Source organism: Bacillus sp. B25(2016b) (assembly GCF_001679765.1).
In the GTDB taxonomy this organism is placed as follows: Bacteria; Bacillota; Bacilli; order Bacillales; family Bacillaceae_G; genus Bacillus_A; species Bacillus_A thuringiensis_K.
The window spans coordinates 5,052,386-5,065,150 of the sequence record NZ_CP016285.1 but is presented as its reverse complement, the minus strand read 5'-3'; the positions used below and the strand labels follow the sequence as shown (position 1 = coordinate 5,065,150).

Below are 12,765 nucleotides of genomic sequence, written 5' to 3'. Positions count from 1 at the left end.
GGATAGTTTTTTATTTATGATTCTTTTAAATTATCCACTAGTTGCTCCGCTAAACGTCTATACATATTACTCATAGTCACGAAGGATGTTAGTAGTAGAAATTTTTCTAGCTTTGTATCTTCTAAGGAAGAAATCTCATTTACTTCTGTAACACGGTTATTTACGTCTTGTTTAAAGCTTTCGACATTGCTTTCAGTAAGAGCAAGATAATTTTTGTATAACGTATTTAATTCGAATGAATCATCATTTAATAAGGAGTCATTTATAGTTTCTAATGAACTTTTTATGTCGTTAATGGAGAGAGCTCCCTTTAATTGATAAATTAGGCTAATTAAAATCATATGTTCTTTTGAATACTTTTTATTTTTGATAGGGATGAATAGTTTCCCTTTTGCGTAATTATTAATCATCGTTTTTGTTAATACTTTTTCATCATCAGTTCTCGTTGTATCTGCATAAGTATTCTCAAATAGTTGGACAACTTGATCTACATATAAGTCAACATTTGGAATATCCTCAAGTTTAATATTTTTTTCTAAATGCAATGTCTCAAGTAATTCATTTATATTTTCCACGTAGAATCCCTCACTTTTATAACTTAGCGGAACTTAATGTCTAATTAATATATCTTTAAATATGGTATTACGAAACAAATGAATTGTAAATGTTGACCTTAAAAAGAAATGTGTATATAATTACATGTAGTTATCAAAACTACATGTAATTATATGAGGGGTGTTATTATGAATGCTTATGTAAGGGAACCAGTTAATGCATTTACTCACTTAGGTGGAGCGATATTATCATTTATTGCCTTATTAGCTATGCTTGTGAAAGTTTCTATCAAGATGCCATCATTTGCTGCAATTACAGCTGTTATTTTATTTGGTATTGGAATGATGGTCCTTTATACGGCGTCAGCTGTATATCATAGTGTTGTGGCCAATGAGCGTGTTATTTACTTCTTTAGGAAGTTAGATCATTCTATGATTTTTATATTAATTGCAGGTACATATGCACCCTTTTGCTTAATTACATTAAATTCAGCAAGTGGTTTACTATTATTTTGTTTAGTCTATGCAACTGCGATTTGTGGCATTGTATTTAAAATGTTTTGGTTTAATTGTCCAAGATGGTTATCGACAGCAATTTATATTACGATGGGTTGGTTAATTGTTTTATTTTTTGCACCGTTAGCTGAGAATTTAAGTACAGGAGGCATTATTTTCTTAGTACTTGGGGGCATTTTTTATACAATTGGTGGATTTATTTATGGAACAAAGCCAAAATGGTTAGAGTTTAAATATATGGGGCATCATGAAATTTTTCATGTTTTTGTATTATTAGGTAGTCTTGCGCATTTTCTAAGTGTATATTGTTACGTAATTTAATAAAAAAACGCCACATAATTTTTATTATGTGGCGTTTTTTTATTACCTGATTAGAATCGTATATGTTATAAAATTATTATGGGATAAAATGTAAGTTTCTGTGTTCGCATGTTAAACATAGGATAAGAAATATGTGATATACTTTGAGAAGTTTATAATGAATGAAATATGGAGGACTATAATTATGGCAATACTTGTAACAGGTGGAGCAGGATATATTGGTAGTCATACATGTGTAGAATTACTAAATAGCGGTTACGAAGTTATAGTAGTGGATAATCTTTCGAATAGCTCGGTAGAATCTATAAATCGAGTGAAAGAAATAACAGGAAAACAATTTAAGTTTTATAAAGAAGATGTTTTAAATCGCGAAGCGCTTGACGCAATTTTTGAAGAAAATGCAATTGAAGCAGTTATTCACTTTGCAGGATTTAAAGCTGTAGGGGAGTCAGTAGCGATTCCATTAACATATTATCATAACAACATTACAAGCACGTTAGTGCTATGTGAAGTAATGCAGAAACATAATGTAAAGAAGATGATCTTTAGTTCATCTGCAACTGTATATGGTATCCCAGAAACGTCACCGATTACGGAGGAGTTTCCATTAAGTGCAACAAATCCATATGGTCAAACGAAATTAATGATTGAGCAAATTATGCGTGATGTAGCATTTGCAGATACAGAATGGAGTATTGCGTTACTTCGCTATTTCAATCCATTTGGTGCACACGAAAGTGGGCGTATCGGAGAAGATCCAAACGGAATTCCAAATAACTTAATGCCATATGTAACGCAAGTAGCAATAGGTAAGTTAAAAGAATTAAGCGTATTCGGAAATGACTATCCAACGAAAGATGGAACAGGAGTCCGTGATTACATCCATGTTGTGGACTTAGCAAATGGTCATGTAAAGGCGCTTGAGAAAGTACTGAGTACAACAGGAGTAGATGCTTATAACCTGGGCACAGGCATGGGCTATAGTGTACTAGAGATGGTTGAAACGTTTGAAAAAGTTTCGGGCAAGAAAGTTCCTTATAAAATTACAGAGCGTCGCCCAGGTGATGTGGCAGTATGTTTTGCTGATACATCGAAAGCAAAGCGTGAATTAGGCTGGGAGGCAACACGCGGATTAGAAGAAATGTGTGCAGATTCTTGGAAATGGCAATCAAATAATAAAAATGGCTATTTAGAAGTTTAATGATGAATATAAAAAAATGACCTTTGCATAAAAGCAAGAGGTCATTTTTTATTAAGTTTATTAGCGAACCTAGAAAAGAACGTTCGCTGTTTTAAATGATATGATTTTACAATATCGTATGCTAGAAGGTAGTAGAATGAGATAGAGGAATGTATTATTTTATTAATTTTTTATAGAAATTGAAAGCGTATTATTGAAAAGTATTCCAACACTTGTATCATTGTTAGAGTCCGTTTATAATCAAGGAATCCTAGTTCATGTTTTAATAGGATTATTTATTATTGAAAGCGTTTTAAGTTCGCTCCTTTTTGAGGTAGGAGGTCTGACTTATTTGGATGAAAAATTATGTATGTAGTTTTAAATGGGAAGAAAAATAATATAAGTATCACTTTATAGTGTGGGGAGGTTAAAAGTGTGAAAGGTAAAGATTTTCACACGAATATATATGGGTTATGTAGGATTATTACTTTCAGGGGCAGCTTTATTTTTAAATAGTCTTGTTATATTAGGGAAAGCAGAGATGAAAAGTGCGGGTGTTTTTAATTTATTTGTGGGTGCACTACAAATTATTATTCCGTTTTATTTGATCATGATTTCTGACCAAAGCAATTGGACAGTGTATTCATATGCGGCTACTTTCTTATTTGGATTAACTTATTTATATGTAGGTGTTACTTTTATAAAAGGAATGGATAGTAGTGGTCTAGGATGGTTTTGTATTTGGGTAGCAATTATAGCCTTATTCTATATGGTTGTTTCATTTGTTCAATTCCATGATGTTGTTAATGCGTTAACGTGGTTTATGTGGGCATTACTTTGGTATTTATTCTTTGTATTAAATACACAAAAGAAGAACATTAATCAATATCTTGGAAGGATTGCCTTCGTACAATCATGGGTAACATTGACTTTACCTTCACTCTTTTATTTTATGGGAGTGTGGGGAGAGGGATTTGTATATGAACTATGGGTTTATGTATCAGTAATTTCTATTTTGTACTTCTGTTATTGTATTTATAAATATCGAGTACGTTAATATATTATCTGCATAAAGGCATGGAATCGTTAAACTGATTTCATGCTTTTTTATATATTAGCGTTTTATAATAAAAGAGGTGGTATCTTATAAATCATGAAAATGGGGATGATGAAATTGAAGAAAGTGTTGGTGCTAGGAGGAACAAGATTTTTTGGTAAACATTTAGTAGAGTACCTTTTGCAAGCTGGACACGATGTAACAATTGCCACGAGGGGAATTACCGAAGATTCTTTTGGTAATGCAGTAAAAAGAATAATTGTCGATAGAGAAGATGGAAAGCTACTAGAAGAGCGTCTAGAAGGAAAAAGTTATGATATTGTATACGATAATTTATGCTATAGCTCGAATGCAGCAAAGATAGTATGTGAAGTGTTACGAGGGAAAACGAAGAAATACGTTATGACATCTTCAATGGCTGTCTATGAACCTGCATTAAGCTTGTTAGAAGAGGACTTTAATCCAAATGAATATGCAATTACATATGGAGATAGGAATGATTTTAATTATAGTGAAGGAAAAAGATTAGCCGAAGCGGTTTTATTTCAATATGCAACATTCCCTGTCGTTGCAGTGCGTTTTCCAGTTGTTATTGGAGAAAATGATTATACGAAAAGGTTACAATTTTACGTTGAATGTATCGTGAACCAAAAACCTATCGCTATGGATCATGTAGATGGAACTTTGTCATTTATACATGAAAAAGAAGCAGGAGAGTTTCTAGCTTGGTGCGGAATGGAAAATGTGAGAGGACCAATTAACGCATGTAGTAATGGTGTAGTTTCTACGGAAGAAATTATTCATTTTATAGAAGAGAGGACGGGAATAAAAGCACTCATTCAGGAAGGTGGGGAAAATATAGCTCCTTATAATGAGGTAACTAACTGTACGTTACATAATGGAAAGGCTCGTGAATTCGGATTTTTGTTCCGAGAGCTGAAACTAGAAATAAAAAATGTTTTAAAATATTATATAAATACAATGAAGTAATCATAAATCCCCCGGTGGCAATCCGGGGGATTCTGGAGGATTTCGACAATACTGATTTTACATTACCAAATTTACCTTATACGTACGACTAATTTTTTTGTGATTGAATTGCTTGTAAATACTTCTCGTTTACTTGGTCCCAGTTTACTGTATGCCACCAGTTGGTAACAAACTCTGGGCGCCTATTTTGATACTTTAAATAATAAGCATGTTCCCATACATCAATTACGAGTAAGGGGATTTTCCCTTCTTGCAAAGGTGTATCTTGATTTGGTGTACTCATAACAGAGAGTTCCTCACCGTCAAGAACAAGCCATCCATAGCCACTTCCAAAACGACTAATAGCTGCTTTGGAAAGTTGATCTTTTAAGTTGTCAAAGGTATTGAAATAATAATCAATTACTTTTGCAACGTCTCCATTAGGCTCACCGCCACCTCGTGGGCTCATCACTTCCCAAAAAAGACTATGACAATAGTGACCACCACCGTTATTTCGTACAGCTGTAACAATTTCCTTCGGTAAAGCATCTAAATTACATAGCAATTCTTCTAAAGATTTATTATGTAATTCAGTATAATTTTCTAAAGTAGCATTTAAATTGTTTACGTATGTCGCATGGTGCTTTCCATGATGAATGGAAAGTGTATTGCTATCAATATGTGGCTCTAGTTCATCATAGTCATATGAAAGCTTTGGCAATTGAAATGAAGACATAACATTCCCTCCTTTCGATTTAAAAAGTTGGTCTAGGTAAAAATACTTTACCTGAGTCAAAAATACACCCATTTTCCATATAAGTCAATAGTAAGTCTATTAATTTTCTGAAAAATATTACAATAAAAGTAACACTCTCACTTTCATTTGTGACTCCTATCTTTTTTGCTTATACTGTAAAGTAGCAGGGTTTTGTTGAAATAGAAGGAGATTGTTTATGAGTAAAACGAAACAATTAATAGAGGAAGCAAGTAATTTTATTACGACTTGTTATAAGGAGCTTCATAAAGAACAATTGATAGAAGAACGTATAAAAGAAATTCAAATTGAGATAGAGCAGACAGGGACATATGAGCATACATTTGAAGAACTTGTTCATGGTTCACGAATGGCATGGCGTAACAGTAATAGATGTATTGGAAGACTATTTTGGAGTAAGATGCACATATTAGATGCGCGCGAAGTAAATGATGAAGAGGGTGTATATAATGCATTAATTCATCATATTAAATATGCAACGAACGACGGGAAAGTTAAACCAACCATTACGATTTTTAAGCAATATCAAGGTGAGGAAAATAATATAAGAATTTATAATCACCAATTGATTCGATATGCAGGATATAAAACAGAGACGGGAGTGATTGGTGACTCTCATTCCGCTACATTTACAGACTTTTGTCAGGAGCTTGGTTGGCAAGGGGAAGGTACGAATTTCGATGTATTGCCACTTGTGTTCTCTATAAACGGGAAGGCGCCTACATATAAAGAAATTCCGAGAGAAGAAGTAAAAGAAGTGCCAATTGAACACCCAGAATACCCTATTTCATCACTTGGAGTAAAATGGTATGGGGTTCCAATGATCTCAGATATGCGCTTAGAAATTGGCGGTATTTCTTATACAGCCGCTCCGTTCAATGGATGGTATATGGGAACAGAAATTGGGGCGCGCAACTTAGCAGATCATGATCGTTATAATTTACTTCCAGCTGTTGCGGAAATGATGGATTTAGATACATCGAGAAATGGTACGTTATGGAAAGATAAGGCGTTAATTGAGTTGAATATTGCTGTACTACACTCCTTTAAAAAACATGGAGTTAGTATTGTTGATCACCATACTGCTGCACAACAATTTCAGCAATTTGAGAAGCAAGAAGCTGCTTGTGGTCGTGTTGTAACAGGTAATTGGGTATGGCTTATTCCACCATTATCTCCAGCTACCACCCACATTTATCATAAACCGTATCCGAATGAAATTTTGAAGCCAAATTTCTTTCATAAATAATATTTAGTGTAGGTTTTTTCTGTGAAATATAATTTTTTTTAATTACTGTTATGTAGCAAATGGAAGCCTTTACTCTCGGTTATTTTTGGAAGAGGCTTTTTGAACCAAGGAGTTCCTTATGTTATAATCAAATTTCTGTTTCGAAGACCTTATAGAAATATAAGGTCTTTTGTTTTGCTTTTTTATGTAAGAGGAAGAGATTCTTTCTTTTTAATAAGGGATTTGGCATATTTTTAGGGACAACATAAGTATGTGGGAAGTCGATAAAATGTTATGCATATATAATTATTGTGTTTTGGTTTTAAACAATAAAACATAATAAAGTTGTTTTTTTAGATTGCTGAGGAAGGAGGAAGTGTAAATGAGGATGAAGAGTCGAAAAACTGATTGGCCTGTATTTATTATTAGTGGTGGTTCACTTTTATTATTTGTAATTGCAGTTTTTTTGAACAAGGATTATGTAGAGAGTGCGATTAATAACAGTTTCGCTTTTTCAATTAAATATTTCGGTGCCTTCTGGCAAGTTTTATTATTAGGTACATTTATTGTTGCGATGTGTATGGCGTTCTCCAAATATGGGAGAGTTAAGCTTGGGGGATTAGAAAAACCTGAGATTAGTACGGCAAAATGGCTTGCTATTATTATGTCTACATTACTTGCCGGAGGTGGCGTTTTTTGGGCGGCCGCAGAGCCAATGTATCATTTGATGACGGTGCCACCAATATATGATGGTATATCTGCTGGAACGAAAGAAGCAGTCATGCCTGCTTTAGCACAAAGTTATATGCATTGGGGATTTTTAGCATGGACGATTTTAGGTACAATTAGTGCGGTAGTTATGATGTATGGACATTATCATAGAGATATGCCGCTAAAACCTCGAACGCTTTTATATCCTATTTTTGGGGAAAAATTAAGAAAGAGCCTGCTTGGAACGATAATTGATGCAGCTGCAATTATTGCAGTAGCTGCAGGTACAATTGGCCCAATTGGATTTTTAGGTTTACAAGCAAGTTATGGATTACAAGAATTATTTGGAATTTCTGATGTGTTTACTACTCAATTAGCAATTATTGTTTGTGTGGTGGCCGTGTCTACCATATCGGCAGTAACAGGTATTGATAAAGGGATTCAAATTATAAGTAATTTAAATGTTAGATTAGCAATTGTATTAATGGCATTCATATTACTATTTGGGCCAGGTGGATTTATTATTGATTCGTTTGTTTCTTCGTTTGGATTTTATGTAAATGAGTTTATACCGATGAGCACATACCGTGGTGATACAAGTTGGTTAGGATCTTGGACAATCTTTTTCTGGGGATGGTTTATTGGATACGGACCAATGATGGCAATTTTAGTGAGTCGAATTTCAAGAGGGAGAACGATTCGAGAAATCATCGTTGCAATTGGAATTATCGCACCTATTATTACAACGTTTTGGTTTACTATATTAGGTGGATCAGGCGTGTTTTATGAGTTGATGAATCCTGGGTCTATCTCGGACGCATTAAGTGAATCTGGTATGCCGGCAGCTATGATTGCAATTACAGGGCAATTGCCACTTTCTAATATTATTGGACCAGCATTTCTTTTATTAACAATTTTATTTGTAGTGACAACAGGAGATTCAATGGCTTATTCCATTTCAATGGCAGTGACTGGAGACGGAGATCCTAGAATTAGTTTGCGAATTTTTTGGTCGCTTATTATGGGGGCAGTTGCAGCAATTCTTTTATATATGGGTGAAGGAAGTATTAATGCTCTACAATCGTTTATCGTAGTAACGGCAGTTCCGGTATCAATTTTATTATTCCCAATGCTATGGTTAGCACCTAAAGTTGCTGGAGAATTAGCATTAAAACAAGGTATTGTAAAAGAAGAAGATAAAACTGCATTCTTATTTCAGAAGGCTAGTAAATCAAAATAAATAAACACGTAAAAGAGGAAGCATCTTAAATGAGATGCTTCCTCTTTTACGTTTAATCTAATACTTTCCCCTTTGTTTCTGGTACACATAGTAGCATTGTAATTAACCCGATTGGGTAGATGATAAAAATCAAGGACAATGCTCCAAGTAGGTTGCCACCTGTAGCAAGTAAGCCAATAATAACAGGTCCAAATCCAGCTAATCCACGTCCTGTACCGAAAATAAAGTTTTCTGCGGTAGAGCGAGCCTCAGCAGGATAGTTCTCAGCTAAAATTGCTCCAAATCCTCCCATCATTCCATTTGCAAAGAATCCAAGCAATGCACTTCCCCATAATAATAATGTTGAATCTGTGAATAAGAAGAAGTAAATGAGACAGTATACTGTACCACCAATATAATAGATTGCAAAAGTTTTACGACGACCAATTTTATCAGCCAGAATACCAAAGATTGCAATTCCAATTAGCATACCGATGGTAGAAATGAACATCCAGCCACTTGCTTTTGCTAATGTATAGTTATATTTATTTGCTAAAATAGTGGGCATCCATGTGAAGATTCCGTAATATCCGAAGTTCTGGATAAACGACATAATAATAAGACCGATTGTTGTAATTGTTACTTTTTTATTGGCAAATAACTTTCGAAGTGGGAATTTTTTTATATGTTTTAGTTGTTCTGCTTCAGTAGTTGTTAATTTACCTGCAGCTTCTTTTTGCAATAGTTCCTTTTTGTAGCGTTGTTTTTGCTCCCATATTTTCGGTTCACTTAAACTTTTGCGGACATAGACAGCTAGTAAAGCTGGAATTAATCCAAATAAGAAAACGGCTCTCCATCCAAAGTGCGGGACAATAAATGCTGGAAGGATTGAAGCAACCAATACACCAAATTGCCATCCAAGTGCAACAACAGATGTCGCTTTAGCACGCATTTCTTTAGACCATGTTTCTGTTACGATGGCCATTCCGATTCCGAATTCACCACCAACTCCCATTCCAACTAAAAAGCGCAGAATTAATAATTGCCAGTAGTCTGTTGCGAAATAAATGAGTGCGGTTGCTAGTGAAAACAGTAAGATTGTGAAGGCCATTGTACGAATACGGCCAAATAAATCAGCAATAAATCCAAATAAATAAGAACCAATTAACATCCCTATTGTGGTAGCTAATGTTAAGTTTCCACCTTCAACAGGACTTAAGTGAAACTCTTTTAAAATATAGACAAGTACGAAAGATAATAGCAACATATCTAAACCTTCTGCTGCATATCCTAGCGCAGAACCAAATAATGTTTTATATCTTTTCGCTTTCGTCTCCTCTGTTGTTTGTTGTACATCAGTAGTGACGTTCATTATTACTCCTCCTTATTTTCTACAGTCGCTATGGAAGAATAACAAAAGGCCTTCTCACCTGATATGATGAGAAGGCCAAAAAAGCATACGTATCCTCAAAAAAGAACATACGTATATTGTATTCCGACTTCCTTCTCAACCTCACGGGGTTGGGTTAAAGGACTGTATTATATTACTTTATTTTTAGCACTCTTCTATTGTATTGTCAAATAAAGAGAAAGTTATTATGTGTAAAATATTTCAAAAAACATTTCGTTCTTCTTGACGCCGACTTCATTATTTTCCCATAATAAAACTAACTAAATAAAAAGGAATGAATCAAAGATGCTAAATTTAGTACTCATGATGATTGAACGAGTCGGACTTATAGTTATTTTAGGATTTTTACTCTCTCATATTAAAACTTTCAGACGCCTCCTTCATAAACAGGATGGCTATGTAGATAAGCTTAAGCTTATTTGTATTTTTTCGGTATTTACAATTGTAAGCAATTACACTGGGATTGAAATAGCAGGAAATACGATTATGAATGAAAACTGGTTACAAGGTGTTTCTTCGTCAAGCACAATTGCGAATACGCGTATTATGGGTGTTGGTATTAGCGGCTTACTTGGTGGCCCTATTGTAGGGGTTGGAGTAGGATTTTTTGCTGGTATTCATCGTTATATGCTTGGTGGTACGACAGCGTTAAGCTGCGCAATCTCTTCTATTTTAGCTGGGATTATAACTGGTTATATCGGATATATTTTCAAAAAATATAATCGTACAATTACTCCTAAGTTTTCAGCAGTTTTAAGTATTTTTATCGTATCTTTAGAAATGCTTATGATTTTATTAATTATAGAGGATGGAATTAGCGTTGTGAAAACAATAGCGATACCGATGATTCTTGTAAATAGTTTTGGCAGTTTTATTTTACTTTCTATGATACAAGCTATTTTGCGTCAGGAGGAGAATGCAAAAGCGCTTCAGACTCATAAAGTATTGCGTATTGCTGATAAAACGTTACCGTATTTTCGTCAAGGCTTAACAGAAGAATCGTGTAAGCATGTGGCACAAATTATTCACCGCTTTACAGGAACGGATGCGGTATCTTTAACAGATACAGAGAAAATATTAGCGCACGTTGGATTAGCATCAGATCATCATATTCCTTCACATAGTTTAATAACTGGTTTGTCGAAAGAAGTTTTAAATACAGGGAAAATAATGAAAGCAAAATCACGTGAGGTCATTAATTGTCAACATGAAGGATGCCCTTTGCAAGCGGCGATTGTTATTCCACTAACTTCGCATGGAAATACGATAGGGACATTAAAACTGTATTTCAAAAATCCTAACCAGTTAAGTCGTGTGGAAGAGGAATTAGCAGAAGGGTTAGCAAAAATATTCTCTACACAACTTGAATTAGGGGAAGCTGAGTTGCAAAGTAAATTACTTCAAGATGCGGAGATAAAAGCATTACAAGCGCAAATTAACCCGCACTTTTTATTCAATGCGATTAATACAGTATCAGCTTTATGCCGAACAGATGTAGAAAAAGCAAGGAAGTTATTATTACAGCTCAGCGTGTATTTCCGTTGTAATTTGCAAGGAGCACGTCAGTTATTGATTCCGCTAGAACAAGAATTAAACCATGTACAGGCATACTTATCACTAGAACAAGCACGGTTCCCAAATAAGTATGAGGTAAAGATGTATATTGAGGATGAGCTAAAGACAATTTTAGTACCACCATTTGTTCTTCAACTATTGGTTGAAAATGCATTGCGACACGCTTTTCCGAAGAAGCAACCAGTATGCGAAGTGGAAGTGCATGTTTTTGAAAAAGAGGGTATGGTTCACTTTGAAGTAAAAGATAATGGACAGGGAATTGAGGAAGAACGTTTAGAACAATTAGGAAAGATGGTAGTTTCGTCAAAGAAAGGGACTGGAACAGCTTTATATAATATTAACGAACGTCTTATTGGTTTATTTGGGAAAGAAACGATGCTTCATATCGAAAGTGAATTAAATAAAGGGACGGAGATTACCTTTATTATTCCAAAAAAAGTAGGGGAGGAAGAACCGGGTGTTAAAAGTATTAGTAGTTGACGATGAAATGTTAGCACGTGATGAACTAAAGTATCTATTAGAGAGGACGAAAGAAGTTGAGATAGTTGGTGAGGCTGATTGTGTGGAAGACGCATTAGAAGAACTAATGCAAAGTAGACCAGATATTGTGTTTTTAGATATTCAATTATCCGATGATAACGGATTTGAAATCGCGAATATATTAAAGAAGATGAAAAATCCACCTGCAATTGTATTTGCTACGGCCTATGATCAATATGCGTTGCAAGCATTTGAAGTAGATGCGTTAGACTACATTTTAAAACCATTTGATGAAGAGCGTATTGTGCAGACATTAAAGAAGTATAAAAAACAAAAACAAGCGCAAACAGAAACGAAGCACGAAATAAAGGGGACAGATGTAACAGCAGAGATGCATAAATTAGCATTACCAATTGAAGAATCAATCGTACTTGTGAATATTGAAGATATTATATATGTAGGGCTTGTAGATGGGAAAGTAACAGTAAAAACAATGAGGGAAACGTATGTAACACATGATACACTTGTAATTTTAGAGAAGAAGTTACCACAAGCAAGCTTCATGCGTGTACACCGTAGTTTTATTGCGAATATTAATCATATTACTGAAATTCAGCCATGGTTCAATTCTACTTATAATTTAATTATGAAAGAAGGATCGAAAGTACCTGTTAGCCGTACATATGCAAAAGAACTCAAGAAGCTGCTTCGTATTTAAGAAGCAGCTTTTGTATTTCATCCTTTTATATTTGTAACTGATTCTGTATAT

General features: G+C 34.4%; 11 protein-coding genes. 8 read left to right on the top strand and 3 right to left on the bottom strand.

The genetic code is table 11. From position 1 onward, the window contains the following. Positions 1 to 14: 14 nt before the first annotated feature. Positions 15 to 575: a DUF1836 domain-containing protein gene (locus BAQ53_RS25880; RefSeq protein WP_000427881.1), complete on the bottom strand. Its 561-nt coding sequence runs from the start codon at positions 573 to 575 to the stop codon at positions 15 to 17. A gap of 168 nt (positions 576 to 743) precedes the next feature. Between BAQ53_RS25880 and trhA the strand changes: the two genes are divergently transcribed. From trhA to BAQ53_RS25860, 4 genes are all read left to right on the top strand, one after another. After that, positions 744 to 1,391, top strand: coding sequence for a PAQR family membrane homeostasis protein TrhA (gene trhA, locus BAQ53_RS25875; RefSeq protein WP_000995363.1), 648 nt, complete (start codon positions 744 to 746; stop codon positions 1,389 to 1,391). A 184-nt stretch (positions 1,392 to 1,575) separates the two neighbouring features. Continuing rightward, positions 1,576 to 2,592 carry a UDP-glucose 4-epimerase GalE gene (galE, locus tag BAQ53_RS25870; RefSeq protein WP_208906410.1) on the top strand — a complete coding sequence of 339 codons (1,017 nt, stop codon included), beginning with the start codon at positions 1,576 to 1,578 and terminating at the stop codon, positions 2,590 to 2,592. Positions 2,593 to 3,037: 445 nt separating this feature from the next. Then, entirely contained in the window at positions 3,038 to 3,628 is a 591-nt protein-coding gene (locus tag BAQ53_RS25865) for an AmiS/UreI family transporter (RefSeq protein WP_000542569.1), read from the top strand. Positions 3,629 to 3,724: 96 nt separating this feature from the next. After that, complete coding sequence (locus BAQ53_RS25860; protein ID WP_000781721.1) at positions 3,725 to 4,618, top strand: NAD-dependent epimerase/dehydratase family protein; 894 nt, start codon at positions 3,725 to 3,727, stop codon at positions 4,616 to 4,618. 88 nt (positions 4,619 to 4,706) lie between these two features. Here the strand turns inward: BAQ53_RS25860 and sodA are convergent, their stop codons facing one another. Next, positions 4,707 to 5,333: a superoxide dismutase [Mn] gene (gene sodA / locus BAQ53_RS25855; protein WP_000094038.1), complete on the bottom strand. Its 627-nt coding sequence runs from the start codon at positions 5,331 to 5,333 to the stop codon at positions 4,707 to 4,709. Between the two features lie 217 nt (positions 5,334 to 5,550). Here sodA and BAQ53_RS25850 point away from each other — a divergent pair, with 217 nt between their 5' ends. Both BAQ53_RS25850 and BAQ53_RS25845 read left to right on the top strand, forming a co-directional pair. Further along, entirely contained in the window at positions 5,551 to 6,621 is a 1,071-nt protein-coding gene (locus BAQ53_RS25850) for a nitric oxide synthase oxygenase (RefSeq protein ID WP_000047635.1), read from the top strand. A 361-nt stretch (positions 6,622 to 6,982) separates the two neighbouring features. Further along, a complete protein-coding gene (locus BAQ53_RS25845; RefSeq protein ID WP_001242451.1) occupies positions 6,983 to 8,551 on the top strand; it encodes a BCCT family transporter in 1,569 nt (522 codons plus the stop codon). Positions 8,552 to 8,603: 52 nt separating this feature from the next. Here the strand turns inward: BAQ53_RS25845 and BAQ53_RS25840 are convergent, their stop codons facing one another. Further along, the gene (locus tag BAQ53_RS25840; protein WP_001103415.1) at positions 8,604 to 9,902 is read right to left on the bottom strand and encodes an MFS transporter; all 1,299 of its coding nucleotides are present in this window, start codon (positions 9,900 to 9,902) and stop codon (positions 8,604 to 8,606) included. A 324-nt stretch (positions 9,903 to 10,226) separates the two neighbouring features. Between BAQ53_RS25840 and lytS the strand changes: the two genes are divergently transcribed. After that, positions 10,227 to 11,996, top strand: a complete 1,770-nt coding sequence (gene lytS, locus BAQ53_RS25835) for a two-component system sensor histidine kinase LytS (protein ID WP_000933584.1) — start codon at positions 10,227 to 10,229, stop codon at positions 11,994 to 11,996. Then, positions 11,974 to 12,714, top strand: a complete 741-nt coding sequence (locus BAQ53_RS25830) for a LytR/AlgR family response regulator transcription factor (protein WP_000921850.1) — start codon at positions 11,974 to 11,976, stop codon at positions 12,712 to 12,714. The genes lytS and BAQ53_RS25830 overlap by 23 nt, the downstream gene beginning before the upstream one ends. The last annotated feature ends 51 nt before the right edge of the window (positions 12,715 to 12,765 follow it).

Bases quoted from the DNA above. Each gene is read 5' to 3' on its own strand.
- trhA (WP_000995363.1), top strand. From the start codon at position 744: ATGAATGCTTATGTAAGGGAACCAGTTAATGCATTTACTCACTTAGGT.
- galE (WP_208906410.1), top strand. From the start codon at position 1,576: ATGGCAATACTTGTAACAGGTGGAGCAGGATATATTGGTAGTCATACA.
- BAQ53_RS25865 (WP_000542569.1), top strand. From the start codon at position 3,038: ATGGGTTATGTAGGATTATTACTTTCAGGGGCAGCTTTATTTTTAAAT.
- BAQ53_RS25860 (WP_000781721.1), top strand. From the start codon at position 3,725: ATGAAAATGGGGATGATGAAATTGAAGAAAGTGTTGGTGCTAGGAGGA.
- sodA (WP_000094038.1), bottom strand. From the start codon at position 5,333: ATGTCTTCATTTCAATTGCCAAAGCTTTCATATGACTATGATGAACTA.
- BAQ53_RS25850 (WP_000047635.1), top strand. From the start codon at position 5,551: ATGAGTAAAACGAAACAATTAATAGAGGAAGCAAGTAATTTTATTACG.
- BAQ53_RS25845 (WP_001242451.1), top strand. From the start codon at position 6,983: ATGAGGATGAAGAGTCGAAAAACTGATTGGCCTGTATTTATTATTAGT.
- BAQ53_RS25840 (WP_001103415.1), bottom strand. From the start codon at position 9,902: ATGAACGTCACTACTGATGTACAACAAACAACAGAGGAGACGAAAGCG.
- lytS (WP_000933584.1), top strand. From the start codon at position 10,227: ATGCTAAATTTAGTACTCATGATGATTGAACGAGTCGGACTTATAGTT.